The 22,111-nt window shown below is 46.3% G+C and carries 20 protein-coding genes; 15 read left to right on the top strand and 5 right to left on the bottom strand.

Annotation, left to right across the window (positions count from 1 at the left end):
* Positions 1-5 precede the first annotated feature (5 nt).
* The 4 genes from recF to dnaA all read right to left on the bottom strand — a co-directional run bounded on the left by recF (position 6) and on the right by dnaA (position 4,152).
* Positions 6-1,091, bottom strand: coding sequence for a DNA replication/repair protein RecF (gene recF, locus DWY93_RS12365; protein WP_015552752.1), 1,086 nt, complete (start codon positions 1,089-1,091; stop codon positions 6-8).
* An 11-nt stretch (positions 1,092-1,102) separates the two neighbouring features.
* Positions 1,103-1,312: an RNA-binding S4 domain-containing protein gene (locus tag DWY93_RS12360; protein ID WP_015552753.1), complete on the bottom strand. Its 210-nt coding sequence runs from the start codon at positions 1,310-1,312 to the stop codon at positions 1,103-1,105.
* An 86-nt stretch (positions 1,313-1,398) separates the two neighbouring features.
* Complete coding sequence (gene dnaN / locus DWY93_RS12355) at positions 1,399-2,517, bottom strand: DNA polymerase III subunit beta (protein ID WP_117471077.1); 1,119 nt, start codon at positions 2,515-2,517, stop codon at positions 1,399-1,401.
* Positions 2,518-2,787: 270 nt separating this feature from the next.
* Positions 2,788-4,152 carry a chromosomal replication initiator protein DnaA gene (dnaA, locus tag DWY93_RS12350; RefSeq protein ID WP_015552755.1) on the bottom strand — a complete coding sequence of 455 codons (1,365 nt, stop codon included), beginning with the start codon at positions 4,150-4,152 and terminating at the stop codon, positions 2,788-2,790.
* Positions 4,153-4,272: 120 nt separating this feature from the next.
* Between dnaA and DWY93_RS12345 the strand changes: the two genes are divergently transcribed.
* The 10 genes from DWY93_RS12345 to rsmG all read left to right on the top strand — a co-directional run bounded on the left by DWY93_RS12345 (position 4,273) and on the right by rsmG (position 13,266).
* Entirely contained in the window at positions 4,273-4,602 is a 330-nt protein-coding gene (locus DWY93_RS12345; protein WP_147324206.1) for a hypothetical protein, read from the top strand.
* Between the two features lie 140 nt (positions 4,603-4,742).
* Complete coding sequence (locus DWY93_RS12340; protein WP_015552757.1) at positions 4,743-5,381, top strand: ECF transporter S component; 639 nt, start codon at positions 4,743-4,745, stop codon at positions 5,379-5,381.
* Positions 5,382-6,023: 642 nt separating this feature from the next.
* Entirely contained in the window at positions 6,024-6,158 is a 135-nt protein-coding gene (gene rpmH, locus DWY93_RS12335) for a 50S ribosomal protein L34 (protein ID WP_015552758.1), read from the top strand.
* A 103-nt stretch (positions 6,159-6,261) separates the two neighbouring features.
* On the top strand, positions 6,262-6,606 hold the full coding sequence (gene rnpA, locus DWY93_RS12330) for a ribonuclease P protein component (RefSeq protein WP_021904730.1): 345 nt from the start codon (positions 6,262-6,264) through the stop codon (positions 6,604-6,606).
* A gap of 7 nt (positions 6,607-6,613) precedes the next feature.
* On the top strand, positions 6,614-6,823 hold the full coding sequence (gene yidD / locus DWY93_RS12325) for a membrane protein insertion efficiency factor YidD (protein ID WP_021904729.1): 210 nt from the start codon (positions 6,614-6,616) through the stop codon (positions 6,821-6,823).
* Positions 6,824-6,842: 19 nt separating this feature from the next.
* A complete protein-coding gene (locus DWY93_RS12320) occupies positions 6,843-8,093 on the top strand; it encodes a YidC/Oxa1 family membrane protein insertase (protein ID WP_117471081.1) in 1,251 nt (416 codons plus the stop codon).
* A gap of 15 nt (positions 8,094-8,108) precedes the next feature.
* Complete coding sequence (gene jag, locus DWY93_RS12315; RefSeq protein ID WP_117471082.1) at positions 8,109-8,825, top strand: RNA-binding cell elongation regulator Jag/EloR; 717 nt, start codon at positions 8,109-8,111, stop codon at positions 8,823-8,825.
* A 259-nt stretch (positions 8,826-9,084) separates the two neighbouring features.
* Positions 9,085-10,461 carry a tRNA uridine-5-carboxymethylaminomethyl(34) synthesis GTPase MnmE gene (mnmE, locus tag DWY93_RS12310; RefSeq protein WP_021904726.1) on the top strand — a complete coding sequence of 459 codons (1,377 nt, stop codon included), beginning with the start codon at positions 9,085-9,087 and terminating at the stop codon, positions 10,459-10,461.
* Between the two features lie 104 nt (positions 10,462-10,565).
* Complete coding sequence (gene mnmG / locus DWY93_RS12305; protein WP_117472399.1) at positions 10,566-12,515, top strand: tRNA uridine-5-carboxymethylaminomethyl(34) synthesis enzyme MnmG; 1,950 nt, start codon at positions 10,566-10,568, stop codon at positions 12,513-12,515.
* Positions 12,516-12,519: 4 nt separating this feature from the next.
* Positions 12,520-13,266 carry a 16S rRNA (guanine(527)-N(7))-methyltransferase RsmG gene (gene rsmG, locus DWY93_RS12300; protein WP_117472397.1) on the top strand — a complete coding sequence of 249 codons (747 nt, stop codon included), beginning with the start codon at positions 12,520-12,522 and terminating at the stop codon, positions 13,264-13,266.
* Positions 13,267-13,545: 279 nt separating this feature from the next.
* Here rsmG and DWY93_RS12295 read toward each other — a convergent pair whose 3' ends face one another.
* A complete protein-coding gene (locus tag DWY93_RS12295) occupies positions 13,546-14,496 on the bottom strand; it encodes an alpha/beta fold hydrolase (protein ID WP_117472395.1) in 951 nt (316 codons plus the stop codon).
* A 760-nt stretch (positions 14,497-15,256) separates the two neighbouring features.
* On the opposite strand from DWY93_RS12295, the gene DWY93_RS12290 reads away from it, so the two are divergent.
* The 5 genes from DWY93_RS12290 (at position 15,257) to DWY93_RS12270 (ending at position 22,037) form a co-directional block, all read left to right on the top strand.
* Entirely contained in the window at positions 15,257-16,027 is a 771-nt protein-coding gene (locus DWY93_RS12290; protein WP_117471086.1) for an AAA family ATPase, read from the top strand.
* Positions 16,027-17,796, top strand: coding sequence for a ParB/RepB/Spo0J family partition protein (locus tag DWY93_RS12285; RefSeq protein WP_347466126.1), 1,770 nt, complete (start codon positions 16,027-16,029; stop codon positions 17,794-17,796). The genes DWY93_RS12290 and DWY93_RS12285 overlap by 1 nt, the downstream gene beginning before the upstream one ends.
* A gap of 273 nt (positions 17,797-18,069) precedes the next feature.
* The gene (locus tag DWY93_RS17875) at positions 18,070-18,873 is read left to right on the top strand and encodes a DUF4446 family protein (RefSeq protein ID WP_117472393.1); all 804 of its coding nucleotides are present in this window, start codon (positions 18,070-18,072) and stop codon (positions 18,871-18,873) included.
* 5 nt (positions 18,874-18,878) lie between these two features.
* The gene (locus DWY93_RS12275; RefSeq protein WP_117471089.1) at positions 18,879-19,790 is read left to right on the top strand and encodes a DUF3881 family protein; all 912 of its coding nucleotides are present in this window, start codon (positions 18,879-18,881) and stop codon (positions 19,788-19,790) included.
* 189 nt (positions 19,791-19,979) lie between these two features.
* A complete protein-coding gene (locus DWY93_RS12270; RefSeq protein WP_117472391.1) occupies positions 19,980-22,037 on the top strand; it encodes a diguanylate cyclase in 2,058 nt (685 codons plus the stop codon).
* Positions 22,038-22,111: the final 74 nt, after the last annotated feature.

Here is a 22,111-nt window from a genome sequence, read left to right as displayed (position 1 = left end):
CTCCTTTAGTCTTCGCTCTCTACCGTTCCTTCAACAATCTTAAAAATCTTGTCCATCCGGAATTTGCTGTTTACAAACTCATCCAGTCCCGTACATGTGATCAAGGTCTGAATGTGGGTAATTTCTGAAAGTAAATGTTCCTGTCTCTTGCTGTCAAGTTCAGAAAGGACGTCATCCAGAAGAAGCACCGGATAATCCTTTACGATCTTTTTCACCAGCTCGATCTCCGCAAGTTTTAAAGAAAGAGCTGCCGTTCTCTGCTGTCCCTGGGACCCGAACCGCCTGATATCCGTTCCGTTTACGATGAAGTTCAGGTCATCGCGGTGGGGACCGGTCAGAGTCTGCCTCTGCCTGATCTCCTGAAACTGGTTCTTCGCAAGCTGCTCCCTGAAATTTTCCGGCGACACATTCGGCTCGTAGGCGATAGAGAGTGTTTCCTTTCCGCCCGAGAGCCCCGCGTGGATCTCCGCAATCAGGGGATTCAGCTCTTTTATAAACTCAGAACGCATAATTATAAGTTCTGTGCCGTACTTTAAGAGCTGCTCATTCCACATGGGGAGTGTCTCTTTTAAGGACGTGTTGTAGTCTATGTCCTTTAATAGTTTGTTTCGTTGTATAACCGTTTTGTTATACTGTGCCAGATTGTAGACATACAGCCTGTTTAGCTGGCAGAGTTCCAGGTCGACGAAACGTCTCCGCTCGGCGGGTCCGTTCTTGATAATGTTCAGATCTTCCGGTGAAAAGAAGATCACATTGACGATTCCGAAAAGTTCACTGGCTTTTTTGATCGGAACTCCGTTCACCGCGACCCCTTTTGCTTTATTTTTCTTCAGATGCATATCGATCCGGTAGGGAATTCCATCCCGCCGGACCATCATTTTGATGTGGGATTCGTCCGCGCCGAACCGGATAATTTCTTTATCTTTGCTGCCCCGATGCGATTTTGTTGTGCTGCACACATAGACTGCCTCCAGGATATTTGTCTTTCCCTGGGCATTATCTCCATAAAGAACGTTCGTCCCTTTATGAAAATCAATATGTAAATGACTGTAATTTCTGTAATCTGACAGCTCGATGGATTCTATAAACATGAAAAAATCCTTTAATTTTCTACCTTAAATGTCTTTCCGTCATAGGAAACCGTGTCTCCCGGGTAAAGTTTTTTGCCTCGCTGGGTCTCAACTTCCCCATTTACTTTTACAAGCCCGTCCTGAATTACAAACTTTGCGTCCACTCCGGAGCCGACCAGACCTGCAAGTTTCAATGCCTGTCCAAGCTTGATAAACTCATCTTTTAAGTGAATACTTTCCATTTTTCTCCTTTTTTATTCCAGATATATGAAAAAATCGACCCGAAACCCCGGATTTTACCGGAACTTCGGGGAAATTTCATCTGATTTTAAATCGCAGCGGCGTTAAAGTTTACCGGCAGGATCAGATAAATGTAGCTCTCATCCTCATCTTTGATGAAACACGGAGATTTCGCATTCATCATATAGAGGGTAACTTCCTCATCATCAATGATCCGCAGCGCATCACTTAAGAATTTCGGGTTGAATCCGATCATCAGATCCTGTCCTGTTTTATGGATCAGGATCTCCGCGTTCATGGTACCGAAGCTGGAATTTAATTTCAGGCTCATTTTTGAGTCTTCAATGTTCAGAATGATCGGTTTTTTGTCATTTTCGCGGATTAAAATGATAGCTCTCTCGATGCTGTCCAGGAAATCTTTCTTATTCAGAGACACTTTTGTGGCGTAATCGCTGGAAAGCATCTGGTCTACTTTGAAATATTCGCCCTCGATCAGGCGGGAAACTACGATCGTATCATCAAATTCGAAGAGAATATGGTTCGCTCCGAAGAAGATCTGGACCTCTTTTTCGTTGTCACCGGTGAGAATTTTACTGATTTCGTTCAGAGTTTTTCCCGGAACGATGACTTTTGTGCTTTCATATTCATCTTTTAATACAATTTTACGAATTGCCATACGATGTCCGTCGAGAGAAACGACTCGGAGTGTATCACCGTTTACCTCAAAAAGTTCGCCTGTCATCATCTTGTTGCTGTCGTTGACAGAGATGGAGAAGATCGTCTGGCGGATCACCTCTTTTAAGGAAAACTGGGAGAGTGTGATGTTTTTATTTCTCTCAATATACGGAAGATAGGAGAATTCCTCTCCATCTTTGCCCTGAATTTTGAATACAGAGTTCTCACAGGTGATCACAGTATTGAATTTTTCATCAGATTCGATGGTTACAAGGGAATCTGAATCGGATAATTTTCTTGCGATTTCAGAAAAAAGCTTTGCATCCAGTGCAATTTTACCTTTTTCAAGGATATCACCTTCAACTTTTGTCTCAATGCCGAGCTCCATATCGTTGGCAGTCAGCTTGATCTCATCAGTAGAAGCGTCGATCAGAATGCACTCTAAAATAGGCATCGTTGTTTTTGATGGAACTGCCTTGAGAACAATATTGATACCGTTTAAGAGAGCGGTTTTCTGGAATGTCAGTTTCATAGTTGTTGATAACTTCCTTTCTTAAGAAACGTTCACAAATAAAGAAATATATAAAAGATATTAGTCTTAACAGTAGTAGGGAGTGTGAATTTGTTTATAAGGGGGAAAACCCTAATGAAACCCTGAAAAAACCTCTGTGAAAACCATTGTGGGTAACTCTGCAAATCCAAAAGGACAACCCGGGAGTTTTCCACAGGCAAAAATCGGGAAAAATCATCCTCATTTTATCCACAAATTTTCAACGGGATTTCCACGAAAAAATCCACAAGCTTACTGTGGGTTGATTTTTTTCTTTAAAATATCGATCGTGTTCTTTAAATTCTCGTCGGTCTTTAATTCGCTGGCAATCTTTTTCGTTCCGTGAATGATCGTTGTATGATCGCGGCCGCCGAGAGCTTTTCCGATGTTCTGGAGAGACTCGCTCGTCATATCGCCGCAGAGATACATGACGATCTGGCGCGGGAATACGAGTTCTTTACTTCGTTTCTGGCCGATGAGATCAAGGGGTGTGATGCCGAAATGCTCAGAAACTACATTAATAATAAGCTGCGGAGTCACTTCGCGGGCAGCGTTCGGGGAGATCAGATCTTTTAATGCTTCCTCTGCAAGTTCAAGATTGATTTCCTTATTATTTAATTTGCTGGAAGCAACGATTTTTGTGAGGGCGCCTTCCAGTTCACGGATGTTGGATTTTACATTGGTAGCGATATATTTGATGATCTCGTTATCGATGTTGTATCCTTCAAGTTCTTCCTTTTTCCGGAGAATCGCCATCCGGGTTTCATAATCCGGCGGCTGGATATCTACGGTGAGTCCCCATTCGAAACGGGAACGGAGACGGTCTTCCAGAGTTTCAATTTCTCTTGGAGGACGGTCGGAGGAAATAATGATCTGCTTTTTTGCCTCGTAGAGGGCATTGAATGTATGGAAAAATTCCTCCTGGGTACTTTCTTTTCCGATAATAAACTGGATATCGTCGATCAGAAGCACGTCATTGTTTCTGTATTTTTCACGGAATTCCGTGGTGGAAACGTTGTTTTTGTTTCGGATTGCGTCGATCAGTTCGTTTGTAAATTTCTCGGATGTCACGTACAGAATCTTTGCGCTCGGGTTATTTTTCAGGATGAAGTGGGCGACGGAATGCATTAAGTGCGTCTTTCCGAGTCCCACGCCTCCATAAATAAATAACGGATTATAAATTTCGCCCGGGGATTCCGCAACTGCAAGGGATGCGGCATGGGCAAGGTTGTTGTTTTTTCCGACGACAAAGGTATCGAAGGTATAACGCGGATTTAAGTTCGCGTTTTGGAGAGCAAGCTGACTGACCGTATTGTTGGTTACATTGATCAGACGGTTCTCTTTTTCCGGTTCCTTCACGTCAGATTTTAACTTGAAATCGAGTTCGCACTGAAATCCTGTAATTTCTTCGATCGTAATTTTCAACAGGAATTCATATTTCTTTTTCACATAGCTGATAAACGCGGAATCAGGCACCAGGATCGTGAGGATATCTTTATCCACAGAATCCGGGATCAGCGGCAACAGCCATGTGCGGTAGGACACCTCTGAAATATCGTGTTCTTCCTTTATATTTAAGAGGATCTCGTCCCATTTCTCTTTGATTTCTTCCAGCATATTCATACTCCTAAACATGTGTATAACGATGTGCATAGTTGTGGAAAAGGCGGAAACCTGTCCACAAAAGCATATAAACCCACTCTGAATTTATTCTAGCGTAAAACGGAATAATTTTCAATGTCAAATGTGAAAATCCACAACTTTTCCAGTGACTTATCCACAACTTATCCACGATTTGGGGATAAGTTGATAATTATGAGTGGAAAACATGTGAATAGCCACATAACAAGATGTGCGCCAGGAGCGGACAGAAAAAAATACAATAAATTGTGTCCGCGGGAGAAAGACACCGAAATCAGAAGGGAAAGAAAGAACGATTTTAGAGGACTGGACGTTGGAGAGGGCGTATATGAGGGAAAAATGAAAAATCGAAAAAAATTAAGGCAGCAGGGGAGAAAAAAGGGTGAGATCGGGAGAAAGAAGGCGGCAACAGGAATTATATTGTAGGAAGTAAAATTGAAAAGTAAAAATAAATGGAAAATTTTAGAGAAAGAATTTGACGGCATCACGCTGACACGCTATAATGCAAGACGTGACTATATTGCATTGTATCTCGCAAGAGAGCAGTAGCAGGAGGAAAAAGAAAAATGAAAATTGAAAAGAAAGTTCTGGACATGTCCCTCGCCGGGATTTTCACCGCGATCATCATCGCCATGTCGGTCGTACCGTTTCTCGGTTACATTCCGTTAGGCTTTATGAACGCAACGATCATCCACGTCCCGGTCATCATCGGAGCGATCATCCTTGGACCGAAGTACGGCGCTTACTTAGGACTGGTATTTGGTGTGACCAGCCTTGTAAAAGCGACCATTGCCCCGGGAGTGACCTCCTTCGTATTCAGCCCGTTCGTTACGATCGGCGGATACAGCGGAAACATGTGGAGCGCCGTGATCGCCATCGTGCCGCGTGTATGCATCGGCATCGTTGCTTATTTTGTTTATAAGCTGATCATGAAAGCAGCTCACGGAATCAAAGGCAGCCAGACCGTTGCCCTCTGGGTGGCTGGTATCGCAGGAGCTATGACAAACACACTGCTTGTCATGAACGGAATTTATATCTTCTTCGGACAGAGCTACGCGGCTGCGTCCAACAAGGCAGTGGAGCACATCTACGATGTGATCCTGGGAATCATCCTGGGATTTGGTATCCCGGAGGCGATCGTCGCAGGTATCCTTACGACGGCCATCACGAAGGTTCTGTTTAAAATCATGAAAGATAACGGCTGATCGGAAAGAGCCGGTTATATATGAATACCTTTCAGAAGCGTGGTGTGGCAGCTTCCGGAAGAAGATCAGGTATAAAAAATGAGAGCAGCGGAAAATAATAACGCTGCAGCTTCTATAATATGATACCAGGGTCAAAAGGTCAGAAGTTCGACGCAAGCTTGCTTGCAGGAGAATTTTTGACCTTGGGACCCGCCAAAAACATGAGTAAGTAGCCATTTTTCATAGAAAAATGAGCGAATTACGAATGTTTTTGAGAATTGCGGGAGCACGCAGTGCAGAGCAATTCGGTATCAGAGGGGTCAAAAGCTTTTGACCCCAACATCATAATATAATGAAGAGATACTAAATATAGTGACATAAAATCAATACATACATTTTATGGGGGATAGCGAAACGCTGTTCCCCTTTTTTATTACTGAAAGACCGAAAAGTAACGTTCCATGCAAAAGCAGAATGTGGATATACAGCGAAAAAAAGGAAAAATCATATGGGAGAAATCCCCATGTTTTAAGGATTTTTTTGAAATTTAGTCTTGACGAAGGGCGGCAATTTTTATATAATCGATACGATGCTTCAATATGTCTTAGTTTATATGTACATGAGAAGGTACTTGAATTTAGAGTAAGAGGAGGTGCCGGGTTTATGAAGATGACATTTCAGCCGAAGAACACTCAGAGAAAAAGAGTTCATGGTTTCAGAGCGAGAATGGCAACAGCAGGCGGTAGAAAAGTTTTAGCTGCCAGAAGAGCAAAAGGTAGAGCTAGATTATCTGCTTAATGAACCAAGAGAGTATCCGGAAGTTTAGGAAAACTTTTGGATGCTCTTTTTTGTTATGCGGGATTTTTACGGCTTTATCGACTTAGTTTTGCAGAGGTATTGAATGAAAAGGTTCAATTCGTTAAAGAAAAATCAGGATTTCCAGACGGTTTACCGGGGAGGGAAGTCCTACGCAAACAAATATCTGGTCATGTACGTGATGGATTCGGGACGGGAGGACACGAGAATCGGAATTTCCGCCAGCAAAAAGGTCGGAAACAGCGTTGTAAGGCATCGGTTCGCGAGACTTGTCCGCGAAAGCTTCCGGTTAAATAAGGACATATTAGAAGAAGGAAAAGACATCATTGTTGTCGCACGTGCTGCGGCAAAAGACAAAAATTTCGACAAGATTGAGAGTGCTTTTCTGCACTTATGCGGGCTTCATAACATTTTAAAAGAATCGAAGTGAGTGGTTTATGAAATGGGTTCTGATTGGTCTGATTAAGATTTACAGGAAGTTTATCTCTCCCTGTATCGGCCCTCACTGTATTTATACGCCTACCTGCTCCCAGTACGCCATGGAAGCAATCAGAAAATACGGCGCTATAAAAGGTACTTATCTTGCGTGCAGGCGGATTTTGAGATGTCACCCGTTTGCAAAAGGCGGTTATGATCCAGTCCCGTAAAAAACCCAGGAGGTAAGATATGGTTTTGACGAAGGCTGGTTCCATTCTGGGACCGATCGCGACTGTCCTTGGCTATGTCATGGACATCCTCTTCAGATTTACGAGCAGCTTCGGCGTGTTCAACGTAGGTCTGTGCATCATTCTGTTTACGATCGTAATGAAAACACTGATGATACCGCTCACGATCAAACAGCAGAAAACCACAAAACTCATGTCTGTCATGAATCCGGAGATCCAGGCGATCCAGAAGAAGTATAAAGGAAAGTCGGATCAGGAGTCCATGCAGCGTCAGAACGTGGAGATTCAGGCTGTTTACGAGAAGTACGGCACAAGCATGACAGGCGGATGCCTTCCACTGCTGATCCAGATGCCGATCCTTCTTGCACTGTACCGTGTCATCTACAATATTCCGGCATACGTTCCGTCTGTCCGCGTTTATTTCGACAACGTTGTCACTCCGTTGATGGGACAGGCTGACTATGCTCAGAAGTTACAGGAAATCACAAATATCGCAACCGCCTGCGGCGGAAAATTAGACAAGTTTGATTTCACAAATGCAAACCGTCTTGTAGACATGCTCTATAAATTCTCCACATCCCAGTGGGGAGAGCTTCAGGCACTGTTCCCGGCAATCTCTGATGTGATCGGCCAGAATGCTGCTGTTGTCGAGAGAATGAACACGTTCCTCGGTTTAAATATGGCAGAGGCACCGGGCTGGGTACCGTCCTTCGCATGGATCATCCCGGTTCTTGCGGCAGTGTCCCAGTGGTTCAGCACAAAGCTCATGAGCGGAAATCAGCCGTCCACATCCGCAGATGCAGAGAATCCGATGGCCCAGTCCATGAAGACTATGACAACGACAATGCCGTTATTCTCCGCGTTCATCTGTATCACGATGCCGGCAGGTCTTGGCATCTACTGGATCGCGACCAGCGTTGTTACAATTATCCAGCAGCTCATCGTTAACGCGTACATGGATAAGGTAAACATCGACGATATGATCGCAAAGAACCTGGAAAAGGTAAATAAGAAACGTGCAAAACAGGGACTTCCGCCGGCTAAGGTAACTCAGAACGCTACCGCATCCTTAAAGGCGATCAAGGCTGAGGAGGAGAAGGAAAAAGCTGCTGAGGAAGTTAAGAAGGAAAAGATCGCGAAACAGATCGAGGAGTCCAGCAAGTACTACAACACCAACGCGAAACCGGGAAGTCTCGCTTCCAAGGCAGCGATGGTCCAGAAGTACAATGAGGCACATGACAAGCGAAAATAATAAGGGGGTTCTGTTATGGAAATGATTACAGTGACTGCGAAAACTGTGGAAGATGCAATCACACAGGCATCCCTGCAGCTCGGTGTGAGCAGTGATCGGATTCAGTATGAGGTCGTTGAAAAGGGAAGTGCCGGAGTTCTCGGCGGACTTTTTGGTTCCAAGCCGGCAGTGATCCGCGCGAAGAAGATCGAGACCGTTGACGATAAGGCCGTAGATTTCCTGAATTCCGTTTTCGATGCAATGGGCCTTGCTGTTGACGTGGAAGTGAAAATGAATGAAGAGGAAAAGGAGATGGATGTCAACCTGACCGGCGAGGAGATGGGACTTCTCATCGGCAAGAGAGGACAGACACTCGATTCCCTTCAGTATCTTGTAAGCCTTGTTGTAAATAAGGAATCTGAGGACTACTTAAGAGTCAAGCTGGATACCGAAAATTACAGAGAGAGAAGAAAAGAAACACTGGAGACTCTCGCAAAGAATATCGCTTACAAGGTAAAGCGGACAAGACGTCCGGTTTCCTTAGAGCCGATGAATCCGTATGAGAGACGGATCATCCACTCCGCACTCCAGAACGATAAATACGTATTCACAAAGAGCGAAGGTGAGGAGCCGTTCCGCCATGTTGTGATCGCGTTAAAGAAGGAAGAGCGCAGAGAGAGAAGACCGAGATACGAGAGACGCGAAAGAACCGCTGGTTCTGAGAATAGCTATCGCAGCAGCAGTCAGGAATAATAATTCACAGATCAGCCATGCGCCGCACTGTGCGGGAACGCATGGCTGATTTTGTCTGGAAACAAAGGTAACCAGGAAGGTGCTGAATAGTTCAAGATATCGTAGTAGAGGGGGTTGCCTATGGCAGCCCCTTTGTGCTATGATAGGGTGACTAATTGTGTGAATTTCCGTGAGTTTACAGGACTTGCGGAGCCAGAAAATAGAAGATCATTCAGCTTGATGTTTTAAGGCAGCAGGCATGAGTGACAGGATGGAGATTATGGAATATACAGATACGATTGCAGCGATCGCCACGGCGATGGGAAATTCAGGAATCGGAATCGTGAGGATCAGCGGTGAGAACGCGGTTGAAGTCGCGGAAAAGGTCTTTCGGGAACCTGGAAAGAAAAAGCTTTCTGAGGCGGAGAGCCATACGATCCATTACGGATACGTTTATGACGGGGATGAGGCTGTGGATGAGGTCCTTTTGATGCTTATGCGAGGACCACGGAGCTACACAGCGGAAGATACCGTGGAGATCGATTGTCACGGCGGAATGCTGGTCACGAGACGGATCCTGGAGACAGTCTTAAAGGCCGGGGCGAGACTGGCAGAGCCGGGTGAATTTACGAAACGGGCGTTCTTAAACGGCAGGATCGACCTCTCCCAGGCGGAGGCGGTCATCGACGTGATCAACGCGAAAAATGAATATGCGCTGCAGTCCTCTGTGAGCCAGCTTCGGGGGAGTGTATCGAAGGAGATCCATGAGATCCGGGAACAGATTATCTATGAGATTGCCTTTATCGAGTCGGCGCTTGACGATCCGGAGCATATTTCCTTGGACGGATACGGGGAGAAATTGCTTAAGGTTGTTCTTTCTGTGAAGAAGAAGCTTGAGAAGCTGATCCGTTCTTCCTCCAATGGACGGGTGGTTTCTGAGGGCGTAAAGACTGTTATTTTAGGAAAGCCGAATGCCGGAAAATCGTCCCTGATGAATGTTTTAGTTGGCGAGGATCGCGCCATTGTTACGGATGTGGCGGGAACGACGAGAGATATCCTTGAGGAACATATCTATCTTCAGGGAATCAGCCTGAATGTTGTGGACACTGCAGGAATCCGGGATACGGAGGACGTGGTGGAGAAGATCGGCGTCTCCCGGGCTATGGAAGAGGCGAAGAAGGCGGATCTCATCATCTACGTTGTAGATGGATCGAGGGAGCTGGATGAGAACGACTATCAGATCATGGACTTTATTAAGGAACGGAAGTCGGTGGTGCTCTTAAATAAGAGCGACCTGGAGCCGGTAGTATCCGCGGATGAGGTGGAGAAGCGGTCCGGGCATAAGGTGATCGGAATCTCCGCGAAGGAGGAGACGGGAATCGACCTCCTGGAAGAGGAGATAAAGTCCTTATTCTATGAAGGTGAGATCGACTTCAACGACCAGGTTATGATCACGAATGTGCGCCATGTGAAGGCTTTAAAGGACGCTTTCGAGAGCATGTCCATGGTGGAGAACAGTATAGAGAACGGCATGCCGGAGGATTTTTATTCGATCGATCTGATGGATGCCTATGAGAAGTTAGGTCTTATTGTCGGGGAGTCTGTGGAGGATGACCTGGTGAATGAGATCTTCAGCAAGTTCTGTATGGGTAAGTAAGATTATGGTGGAAAGAAATTGGCGGATCGGAACGTTTTTTATGGGAGATTCCGCTGGGAGTATAGAAGAGACAGTAGGGAATTGACAAGAAAAGAGGAAATAAAATGCCGGTAGTAGAGGAGACATATGATATTGTAGTTGTCGGCGCGGGCCATGCGGGATGCGAGGCGGCGCTTGCGGCAGCGAGACTTGGGTTTGAGACGATCATGTTTACGGTCAGCGTGGACAGCATTGCCCTGATGCCATGCAACCCGAACGTCGGAGGAAGTTCCAAGGGACATCTTGTCCGTGAGCTGGATGCCCTCGGCGGTGAGATGGGCAAAAATATTGATAAAACGTTTATCCAGTCGAAGATGTTGAATGAATCCAAGGGACCGGCGGTCCACTCCCTGCGTGCTCAGGCGGACAAGCAGGAGTACACGAGATCCATGCGCCGCGTCCTGGAGAACACGGATCATCTGACGATCCGACAGGCGGAGGTTGCTGAGATCCTCACGGAGGAAATCCCGGGCGAGTGCGGAACCTTTAAGAAGGAGCATGAGGGGCAGCAGGAGAGCAGTTATCCGGTGAAAAAGCGGATCGTGGGTGTAAAAACCTACTCCGGCGCGGTCTATAGGTGCCGTGCGGTGGTTCTTGCTACAGGTGTTTATCTCCGTGCAAGATGTATTTACGGCGATGTGAGCAACCCGACGGGACCGAATGGTCTGCAGGCGGCGAACCATCTGACAGATTCCTTAAAGGCGAACGGAATCGAAATGTACCGTTTTAAGACGGGAACACCGGCGAGAGCGGATAAGAGAAGTATCGATTTCTCCAAAATGGAAGAGCAGTTTGGAGATAAGCGGGTTGTTCCGTTCTCATTTTCTACGGATCCGGAGTCGATACAGAAGGAACAGATCTCCTGCTGGCTGACGTATACGAATGAGAAGACCCATGAGATCATCCGGAACAACCTGGAACGTTCCCCATTATTCTCCGGTGCCATCGAGGGAACCGGTCCGAGATACTGCCCGTCCATCGAGGATAAGGTCGTAAAATTCCCGGATAAGGAGCGCCATCAGGTGTTTGTGGAGCCGGAGGGACTCTACACGAATGAGATGTACCTCGGCGGAATGTCCAGCTCCCTGCCGGAGGATGTTCAGTATGCCATGTACCGGACGGTTCCGGGACTGGAAAATGTCAAAATTGTTCGAAATGCATATGCAATTGAGTATGATTGCATCAATCCGAGACAGTTAAAGGCGTCCCTGGAGTTTAAAAATATTGACGGACTGTTCTCCGGCGGCCAGTTTAACGGAAGCTCCGGATATGAGGAGGCAGCCGTTCAGGGCTTTATGGCCGGTGTGAACGCGGCGAGAAAGCTGCAGGAGAAGAGCGCGGTGGTTCTTGATCGTTCCCAGGCGTATATCGGGGTCCTTATCGATGATCTTGTGACAAAGGAAAATCATGAGCCGTACCGCATGATGACATCGAGAGCGGAGTACCGTCTGCTCCTGCGTCAGGACAATGCGGATCTCAGACTTCGCGGGATCGGACATGAGATCGGTCTTGTATCCGATGAACAGTACGAGTATGTACTTTGGAAAGAAAAGGCCATTGAGGCGGAGATCGCACGTCTCGAGAAGACGAATATCGGTGCGAACGAGAAGGTTCAGACGTTCCTGGAGGCTCATGGAAGTACGGCGTTAAAGTCCGGAAGTACACTGGCGGAGCTCATTAAGAGACCAGAATTAAATTATGGGATGCTGGCGGAGTTAGATGAAAAGAGGCCGGAGCTTCCGGCGGATGTGCGGGAGCAGGTTGACATAAATCTGAAATATGACGGATATATCCGCAGACAGAAGCAGCAGGTGGCACAGTTTAAAAAGCTTGAGGGAAGAAAAATCCCGGCGGATCTCGACTATACAACGGTAAACAGTTTAAGAAGAGAGGCTGTCCAGAAGCTGAATCTCTATAAGCCGGAGAATATCGGACAGGCATCGAGAATTTCCGGCGTTTCACCGGCAGATATCTCTGTCCTGATGGTGCATTTAGAGCAGATGGGAAGGAAATAATTTGATGACAGATGAATTTGTAAAATTATTGGATCAGGGCTGCGCGGATCTTGGAATCGAGCTTTCGGATCAGCAGAAAGAACAGTTTTTTAAATATTATGATATGCTGATCGAGAAGAATAAGGTGATGAACCTCACGGCGATCACAGAGCTTTCTGATGTGATCACGAAGCATTTTGTGGACAGCCTTCTGCTTGTTCTGGCTGCGCCGGAGCTTGGGTTAAAGCTTGACGGATCCGCAGAATACAGCTGTATCGATGTGGGCACGGGTGCAGGATTTCCGGGAATTCCGTTAAAGATTGCGTTTCCGGGACTGAAGGTCACACTGCTTGATTCTTTAAATAAGAGAGTGGGATTCTTAAATGAGGTGATAGAGGCACTGGGACTTACGGATGTTACGGCTGTCCATGGACGTGCCGAGGACTACGGACGCGATGCGAAATACCGGGAACAGTACGACATCTGCGTATCCAGGGCGGTGGCAAATATGTCTACCCTTTCCGAGTACTGTATCCCGTTTGTGAAAAAGGGTGGATATTTTATCCCGTATAAATCCGGAAAAGCTGACGAGGAGATTGCCCAGGCGAGATCTGCTGTGAAGCAGCTTGGCGGAGAGATGAAGGATATTATCGTAAAGGTTCTTCCGGAGACGGACGTGGAACGCACCTTTGTTCCGGTAAAGAAGATGGCGATCACAGCGAAGAAATATCCGAGAAAAGCGGGACTTCCGGGGAAGGAACCGTTAAAGTAAAAAAAGTAAAATTTAAAGAAAAATTGAGAACTTCATTATCTTTATAAATTAGGATAATGGGGTTCTTTTTTTTGCCATGAAGGAGATAAAAATGCCACGATGTTTCACGTGAAACATTTGCGATGGAACATCGGTAGATTGATAACAGAGCAGAAATAGATAAGCTGTTGGAAAGCAATTGAAATAAATCAGGCGTCGCTGCCAGAAGAGAAGCAACGGCGCCTTTTTGTAGTTAATAGGAATGTTTCACGTGAAACATTGAAATATGGTTGTGTGAAACTAATTGAAGAACATCTGCACGGTTGCGCTGACTTCCTCTGGGTTTTCGAGCTGAGGTAGATGCCGGGTGTTGACAATGGTGCTGGACTCGATTGCCGGGTTGCATTTAGTGTATTCTTTGATCGTCAGGTCGATGTCCGGTTCGGCTTCACCGCCGAGAATGTAGATGCTGTTGTCAATCTTTTCCAGAGTCTTTGTAATATTACATTTTGTGTAGTTACACTGGACGCTGGCGTAGACAGATTTCGGGGAGTCGCCAAGGTGGGCAGACTCGTGGTATTTGTCGATGTTATGCGGATTCACATCGTACGGGTTATAGAAGTAACTCTCGGAGAAGGTCTTGGAGATTATACTTCTCGCGGATGCAAAATTGTAGAGAAGTGTTCCGATGATCGGGAGATCAAGGATAAACTTATAACATTTTGCGGATTTTCCAGGAATATGACTGCAGGAGAGGAGAGAATCCGGGTTGATGAACATCATCTGCTCAAAGAGATCCGGATTGTATCCACAGGCCATTGTCACGACCGGAGCGGACGCACCGGTGGCGACAATATTTGTGCGGCGGCCGATCTCGGATTTTACGAAATCATTTAACAGCTGCACATAGAGAAAATTCGTGTAAGTAAGGTTTGGCTTTTCGGAACGGCCACAGCCTAAAAGGTCGATGGTGTAAACCGTGTAGTATTCTTTTAAAAGCGGAATCAGGGAATCCCACTCGCAGCTGCTGGACGCATGTGTCAGGTCGTGAACGAGAAGAAGCGGCTTTCCGGTTCCTGTTTTTGTATAGTAGATATTGCCGAGTCTCCAACGATAGCAACGTGGTTCCGGCTGGGTAAGAAGATTTCTTGCAACGGCAGACATTTTGATGTATTTATTGATCAGCGCAGTTCCGACAGCCGCGCCGGCAGACAGGAGAACGGCAGTGATGATTTTGTTTTTTGCTTTCATAAATTCACCTCGAAATTAGATGATAGGGTATAGAAATATAGTGGGAATACTGTGAGAGAAGAGAAGTAGTTTTATCACTTTTCTCTAAGGTAAACCCTGATTATATTATAATATAATTGATAGAGAGATACAACAGGCGAAAGTGTGAAATGTTTCTGAAGAATATGCGTTACCGTTTGCGAAAGGCGAATAGCGATAAATATAAATGTTTCACGTGAAACATTTGCGGGGAGCAAAACAGAACACATAGAAAGGAAAAAGAAAGGCCAGAAGAAAGACCAAAAGAAACGCCAGAAGAAAGACCAAAAGAAACGCTAAAGGAAGACCAAAAGAAGAACCAAAAGAAGGACCAAAAAGAAACGCCAAAAGAAAAGACCAAATAAAGGGAAAAGGGTATAGTGAAAAGATAACGATAAAAATCATAATGTTTCACGTGAAACATCAATGAACCACAAGAAGAAAAATCGAGAAGAGAGTATAGTGTTTCACGTGAAACACTTGCCACATGGAACTCGGAAAATATGGCTTATAGGATTTACAAAAATGTTTCACGTGAAACATTTTTAATTTTATAGGGTAAATCAATAGGAAAATAGGAAAAATTGTGTTATACTAAGTTTCGCTAATGTTTTGATAGTAAATAGTAGAAGAAAAATAGAGAAAAGCCCGTGAAAAAACCGGATTTTATGGTAAATCTGGGCTGAATCGAGAGAGATACACGATAAAAAGAGTAGAGCTGACCTGCGGAAAGGATAGAGGTATGGGACGTATTATTGCAATTACAAATCAAAAAGGCGGTGTCGGAAAGACGACGACAGCTATCAATTTGTCGGCCTGCCTGGCTGAAGCAGGGCAGAGAGTGTTGACGGTTGACTTTGATCCGCAGGGAAACACGACAAGCGGGCTTGGATTGGAAAAAGGAAATATTGACAATACTGTATACGAACTGCTGATGGGGGAGTGCACCGTGGAAGAGTGCGTTAATCCCAGCATCCAGGAGCGACTGGATGTGATGCCGTCGGATGTTGATCTGGCGGGAGCAGAGATCGAGCTTCTTGATATGGAAGAAAAGGAGAGCATCCTCAAGAAAAATCTGGAACTGCTGGATGGAAAATATGATTTTATCATCATCGACTGCCCACCGTCCCTGAACCTTCTTACGATCAATGCGCTGACCGCGGCAAATACGGTACTTGTCCCGATCCAATGTGAATATTACGCACTGGAAGGATTAAGCCAGGTGTTAAAAACAGTAAATCTTGTTCAGAAAAAGCTGAATCCGGCACTGGAAGTAGAGGGCGTTGTGTTTACGATGTATGATTCCAGAACTAATCTGTCCCTGGAAGTTGTAGAGAACGTAAAAGAGCATCTGAATGAAAATATTTACAAGACAATTATTCCGAGAAACGTCAGACTGGCAGAAGCACCGAGCTACGGGATGCCGATTAATCTCTATGACAGCCGGTCATCAGGGGCAGAGAGCTACAGACTTTTAGCAGCGGAAGTCATCAGCAGAGGAGAGGAATTATAATGGCGAAGCGTGGTTTAGGTAAAGGTTTAGGCGCGTTCTTCGGGGAAGAAGTTACAGCTACGAAAGAGAACGCTGCGGAAAAAGTAAGCAGAAGTGAGAGAAAAGAGCACCTGATGGCAAATCAGGGAACTGCTAAAAATACAGAAAAAAATGGAACCGGGGCAGAGAGTGACAGCGGAAAAGCAGCAAAGAAAGCAGGAAATACGGCTGTAAGCACTGACGCAGCTAAAAAGAATAATTCCCGGAATGCCGGTAATTCTGAGCCGGTTGTCGTAGAAAAAGTGGTTGAGAAGATCGTTGAGAAACCGGTTGAGAAGATCGTTGAGAAAATCGTTGAGAAACCGGTCGAGAAGATCGTTGAGAAAATCGTTGAGAAACCGGTCGAGAAGATCGTTGAGAAAATCGTTGAGAAACCGGTCGAGAAGATCGTTGAGAAAATCGTTGAGAAACCGGTCGAGAAGATCGTTGAGAAAATCGTTGAGAAACCGGTCGAGAAGATCGTTGAGAAAATCGTTGAGAAACCGGTCGAGAAGATCGTTGAGAAAATCGTTGAGAAACCGGTCGAGAAGATCGTTGAGAAAATCGTTGAGAAACCGGTCGAGAAGATCGTTGAGAAAATCGTTGAGAAACCGGTCGAGAAGATCGTTGAGAAAATCGTTGAGAAACCGGTCGAGAAGATCGTTGAGAAAATCGTTGAGAAACCGGTCGAGAAGATCGTTGAGAAAATCGTTGAGAAACCGGTCGAGAAGATCGTTGAGAAAATCGTTGAGAAACCGGTCGAGAAGATCGTTGAGAAAATCGTTGAGAAACCGGTCGAGAAGATCGTTGAGAAAATCGTTGAGAAACCGGTCGAGAAGATCGTTGAGAAAATCGTTGAGAAACCGGTCGAGAAGATCGTTGAGAAAATCGTTGAGAAACCGGTCGAGAAGATCGTTGAAAAAGTGGTAGAAAAACCCGTTGAAAAGATCGTAGAAAAACCGGTAGAGCAGACACTAAAGCTTAACCTGATCGAGCCGAACAGTGAGCAGCCGCGAAAGAATTTCGACGAAGAAAGTCTTCAGGAGCTGGCGGATTCTATCAAGCAGTATGGAATTTTACAGCCGTTGATCGTCCAGAAAAAGGGCAATCACTACGAGATCATCGCCGGTGAGCGCCGTTGGCGCGCCGCAAAGCTTGCGGGGATCACGGATGTCCCGGTGCTGATCCGCGAGTATGATAAGCAGCAGACGATGGAGATCGCGCTGATCGAGAACGTCCAGCGTGCGGATCTGAATCCGATCGAGGAAGCACAGGCGTTCCAGCAGCTGATCCAGGAGTTCCATCTCACACAGGAAGAGATTGCGAACCGCGTATCCAAGAACCGCGCAACGATCACAAACAGCATGCGTCTTCTGAAGCTTGATGTCCGTGTACAGGATATGCTGGCAGACGGAAAGATCTCCAGCGGACATGCGAGAGCGCTTCTTGGTCTTGAGGAAGGCGAACGCCAGTACCAGGTTGCGGTGAAGATCACCGAGGAAAAATTAAGCGTCCGCGACGTGGAAAAGCTCGTGAAGATGATGAACCGCCCGCCGAAGGAGAAGAAGCCGGAAAAAGGACCGGATATCGATCTGATCTACCGTCAGGTGGAGGACAAATTAAAGTCCATCATGGGCACGAAGGTTGTCATCAACCAGAAAGACAAAAATAAAGGAAGAATCGAGATCGAGTATTACTCCCAGGAAGAGTTAGAGCGCTTGATCGAGCTCATGGAATCCTTGAGGGCATAACCAATCAATAATCCAGCGTAACTATTCAGTATCTTCATAGTTACACGCAAAAATCCATTCCAGATCAGCTTCGCTGATGGGATTTTTGGAAAGAAAATGCTGAAAAAGCCGACTGTATTTAGGGTTTTCTGAAATTTAGCAAAAAGCAGAAAGCAGGCATTTGCCCAAGATGAAAGCTAAATGAAAAGGAAGCTGACGAACAGGAAAAAATTGAACGAAAAAGACTAAAATCACGAAACGCACAGACACATACGGAAGGACAGAAAATAAAATATGGAAAACAGTATGTTATACAATCTTCCCATCGATCCAATGGCACTGATCATCGGATTTTCAATCCTGTCATTGGTATTATTGATCGTGGTGATCATTTGTATTGTGAAGCTCAATAAACTATACCGCAGATACGATATCTTCATGCGCGGAAAAGACGCGGAGACACTGGAAGATACGATCATGGACATGATGGATGAGATGGAGGAGCTGCAGGCGAAAGACCGGGCCAGCAAGGATGCAATGAAACAGCTGTCCAAGCAGATCAAGTCCTCATTCCAGAAATTCGGATACGTCAAGTATAACGCGTTCAAGGGCATGGGCGGCAACTTAAGCTTTGTTATTGCAATGTTGGACAACAACAACAGTGGTTTCGTACTGGATGTTGTTCACAGCCGTGAGGGCTGCTACATTTACTTAAAAGAGGTAGAGGAAGGTGCGACAGAAGTTCTCCTCGGCGGAGAAGAGCAGGAAGCGCTGGAGCAGGCCCTGGGCTATGTAAAGCGCCCGACTATGGATGAGCGCCTTGCAATAAAGGAAAAGGCCGAAAACGGCAGGAAAAAAGAGTTAAAAGGCGGCTCCGGAGAGCAGGATATCGAGGTTCCGAGCAGCGAGCGTAAGAAGAGCGAGCGCATGAAAGAACTGAGAAAACGTCAGGCAGAGCGCCGCGAGGATGAAGAAGAACGTGTAAAGCAGTATGCGGATGCATACGATGTGGAAGAGATTGAGATCGAGACAGACAACATCGAGGATTTTGATGCGATGCCGGATGATTTCAACGGCGAGGATAAAGGAGATTATTGATCCATATGCATAAATTTTTACGTGCAGCTGGTTTCAGCATGTATACAAAGAAAAAGGATATCGAAAAGCTTCTGGATCTGCTGGAACGGCAGCCGTCGATAACGAAGTGCGTCCAGGTCGATGAGGAGAGCAACGTGTGCGAAATGCGCGCGGAAGTCGCCCCGGGACTTGGAATCTCGATCGTCGGAGAGCTGAACGAAGAGGGGAATTTCGAGCGGGAATACTACTTCCCGTACCTGGAGAGCAATGTCGTCGGCTCCACGGAGGAGTGCTCCGTCCAGAGACACACGGAGAAAGAGACCTACTCCGGCATGGTGGATGAGAATAGAGTTGGCATCACGCTGATCTTCTACATCCAGAATTTCCTGGATTTCCGGGAGAAAATGCTGGATAAAGAGCACCACTCCAGAATCGGATCGGTCTGCTTTTCTGGCATGTCCATCGGCGGAAAGGTCCTTCTTCCAATCAAGAAAAGCCAGAAACAGATCCAGAAGGCAAAAGTTTCCGCAAAAGAACGCAGCAGCCTGATCGAGGCCGCAAAAAACGGGGACGAGGACGCCATGGAGACCCTGACCATCGAGGATATTGACCTCTATTCCCAGATCTCCAGAAGAGCCATGAAGGAAGATCTCTACTCCATTATCGACTCCTGCTTCATGCCCTGCGGAGTGGAGTGCGACCAGTATTCCATTATCGGAGAAATCAAAGAAGTTGAGAAAATCCGAAATATTTATACAAAAGAAGAGATTTATCGCATGAAGATCGAGAGCCATGACCTGGAATTCATGGTCTGCATCAACAGCAGGGACCTCTTAGGAGAACCGCAGCCGGGCCGCCGTTTTAAAGGACAGATCTGGATGCAGGGTACCTTAAATCTGGTACCTTACAAGGCGGGACCGATGGATCAAAAGCGATAAAAAGTATAGACAACAAACAGAATCATGGGGGTATAATAAAAACAGATTATCTCATTCGAATCAGCTTAAATTTACCAAAAAAACAAAGACTGACATGCAGTTTCCTGCGATCTCGAAGATATAGAGACAGAGGAAAATGCTTTTTTATTAAACCGGAATCCATAGAACAGGGGAGGAACTGTAGTTTATATGGAAGATTACGATATTATGACCAGAGAAGAGGCCGAAAAGAAGATGGAAGTGCTCCGGCAGATCTTCCCGATCGTCCGCCTTGTGCGTGGGTATACGGTGATGGATCTGAATGGAAAAACGGGAGCGATGGAAGGCCTGGACAAGATGGAGACAGCCCCTCCCTGCGAATGTTTTGCTTTCTGGCAGAAGAATGAACCATGCAGAAACTGCATCAGCCAGAGAATGATGGAAGAGCATGGCCAAACATCAAAGCTGGAATTTCTCGGCAGAGAGATGTACCAGGTGACGGCGAGATACGTGGAGATCGACGGCGAGCCGTATGTGATGGAGATGCTGCAGAAGCAGGACAGCCAGAACTTTATCGATGAGGACGGATGCAAAAAGCTCATAGGAAGCCTGATGAAATATAACCATATGGTCTACATGGATGCCCTCACAGGAGTCTACAACCGCCGTTATTTTGAGGATGAGATAAAAAATAAGACCAACACAGCGGGAGTCGCTGTGATCGATATGGACTATCTGAAGGTCATTAACGATACATATGGACACCGGGCGGGTGACCATGCCATTGAGATGATGGTCAACGTGATCCGACAGAATATCCGGAAGACGGACAGCCTGATCCGGTACGGCGGAGACGAATTCCTCCTGATCCTGCCGGAAATCAGCAAGGACAGCTTCAACGAAAAATTAAAAATGATCCAGGAAAAGATCCACGATACCGCTATTGCGGATTACGGAAATCTCCGCCTTTCTGTCAGCATCGGAGGTGTGATCACCCGCGACGGCGAGAGTATCGAGGAGGCAGTTCTCAGGGCCGACCGCCTGATGTATTTCGCGAAAGACCAGAAAAACATGGTTATCACGGAGGAAAAGACCGAGTATCTGGACGAGACGATGCAGGAATATTTAAGGACACAGACCATCAAGCCGAAGATCCTCATCGTCGACGATTCCGATATGAACCGCGAGCTCCTGACAGAGATCCTGAAACAGGATTATGAGATCCTGGAGGCAGAAAACGGCGAAGCTGCCTTAAAGATGCTGGAGCAGTATGGAACAGGTATCGCCCTTGTGATGCTGGACCTTGTGATGCCGAAGATGGATGGATTCCAGGTCCTGACGGTGATGAATGAGAGACGCCTGCTGGAGGATATTCCGGTCATCATGATCTCCAGCGAGGACTCCGGGAAATATATCAGTGAAGCTTACGGATTCGGCGTCAGCGACTATATCAGGAGACCATTTGACGCGAGAGTCGTATACCAGCGCGTGTTAAATACGATCAAGCTGTACTCCAAACAGCGCCGCCAGCTCCGCCTTGTAACATCCCAGATCCGGGAAAAAGAGCGCAGCAACCGTATTATGATCGGTATTTTAAGCCAGATTGTTGAATTCCGAAACAGCGAGAGCGGACCACATGTCATTCACCTGAATATCGTATCGAGACTGCTTTTAGAGCAGCTGATCAAAAAGAAAAACAAATACCATCTTTCCTGGCAGGAGATCGGTCTGATCGCTACGGCGTCGGCGCTCCATGATATCGGAAAGATCAATATCGATGAGAAGATATTAAACAAACCTGGTAAATTAACAAAAGAGGAATTTGAGATCATGAAGACCCACACGACCATTGGTGCGACCATGATCGGAAAGATCGATCTGTACCACAGTGAGCGCCTTGTACAGCTTGCTTACGAGATCTGCAGATGGCACCATGAGCGCTGGGACGGAAAGGGTTATCCGGATGGCTTGAAGAGAGACGAGATCCCGATCTCCGCCCAAGTCGTATCCGTGGCGGACGTCTACGATGCCCTGGTCAGCGAGCGTGTCTACAAAAAAGCATATCCGCATGAGGTAGCGATCCAGATGATCTTAAACGGAGAATGCGGGAACTTCAACCCATTGATTTTAGAGTGTATGCTGGATATCCAGGATGAGATCCGCCGGAAGATCAGCGTTACGAGCACGGAGGACTTCGTAAGGGACGCGGATGCGCAGGAAAACATGGATATTGCCAACATGCAGTTAAATCCGCTGATGATGGAGTAAAAAAGTACCTGGCCGGATACTGAGAAGCAGATCCAGCCGGAGCAGGGCAGGTGGCAAGTGTGAAAAAAACAACT

This window comes from Clostridium sp. AF28-12 (assembly GCF_003435225.1).
Taxonomy (GTDB): domain Bacteria; phylum Bacillota; class Clostridia; order Lachnospirales; family Lachnospiraceae; genus Pilosibacter; species Pilosibacter fragilis.
Note: the sequence above shows the minus strand (reverse complement) of the source record. Positions and strands in the feature narration are given on the sequence as shown.

Coding starts and splice junctions, on each gene's coding strand:
- jag (WP_117471082.1), top strand. CDS start 8,109: ATGGAAATGATTACAGTGACTGCGAAAACTGTGGAAGATGCAATCACA.
- rpmH (WP_015552758.1), top strand. CDS start 6,024: ATGAAGATGACATTTCAGCCGAAGAACACTCAGAGAAAAAGAGTTCAT.
- DWY93_RS12270 (WP_117472391.1), top strand. CDS start 19,980: ATGGAAGATTACGATATTATGACCAGAGAAGAGGCCGAAAAGAAGATG.
- recF (WP_015552752.1), bottom strand. CDS start 1,091: ATGTTTATAGAATCCATCGAGCTGTCAGATTACAGAAATTACAGTCAT.
- yidD (WP_021904729.1), top strand. CDS start 6,614: ATGAAATGGGTTCTGATTGGTCTGATTAAGATTTACAGGAAGTTTATC.
- DWY93_RS12345 (WP_147324206.1), top strand. CDS start 4,273: ATGTCAAATGTGAAAATCCACAACTTTTCCAGTGACTTATCCACAACT.
- DWY93_RS12360 (WP_015552753.1), bottom strand. CDS start 1,312: ATGGAAAGTATTCACTTAAAAGATGAGTTTATCAAGCTTGGACAGGCA.
- dnaA (WP_015552755.1), bottom strand. CDS start 4,152: ATGCTGGAAGAAATCAAAGAGAAATGGGACGAGATCCTCTTAAATATA.
- DWY93_RS17875 (WP_117472393.1), top strand. CDS start 18,070: ATGGAAAACAGTATGTTATACAATCTTCCCATCGATCCAATGGCACTG.
- DWY93_RS12285 (WP_347466126.1), top strand. CDS start 16,027: ATGGCGAAGCGTGGTTTAGGTAAAGGTTTAGGCGCGTTCTTCGGGGAA.
- rnpA (WP_021904730.1), top strand. CDS start 6,262: ATGAAAAGGTTCAATTCGTTAAAGAAAAATCAGGATTTCCAGACGGTT.
- mnmE (WP_021904726.1), top strand. CDS start 9,085: ATGGAATATACAGATACGATTGCAGCGATCGCCACGGCGATGGGAAAT.
- rsmG (WP_117472397.1), top strand. CDS start 12,520: ATGACAGATGAATTTGTAAAATTATTGGATCAGGGCTGCGCGGATCTT.
- DWY93_RS12295 (WP_117472395.1), bottom strand. CDS start 14,496: ATGAAAGCAAAAAACAAAATCATCACTGCCGTTCTCCTGTCTGCCGGC.
- DWY93_RS12275 (WP_117471089.1), top strand. CDS start 18,879: ATGCATAAATTTTTACGTGCAGCTGGTTTCAGCATGTATACAAAGAAA.
- DWY93_RS12290 (WP_117471086.1), top strand. CDS start 15,257: ATGGGACGTATTATTGCAATTACAAATCAAAAAGGCGGTGTCGGAAAG.
- mnmG (WP_117472399.1), top strand. CDS start 10,566: ATGCCGGTAGTAGAGGAGACATATGATATTGTAGTTGTCGGCGCGGGC.
- DWY93_RS12340 (WP_015552757.1), top strand. CDS start 4,743: ATGAAAATTGAAAAGAAAGTTCTGGACATGTCCCTCGCCGGGATTTTC.
- DWY93_RS12320 (WP_117471081.1), top strand. CDS start 6,843: ATGGTTTTGACGAAGGCTGGTTCCATTCTGGGACCGATCGCGACTGTC.
- dnaN (WP_117471077.1), bottom strand. CDS start 2,517: ATGAAACTGACATTCCAGAAAACCGCTCTCTTAAACGGTATCAATATT.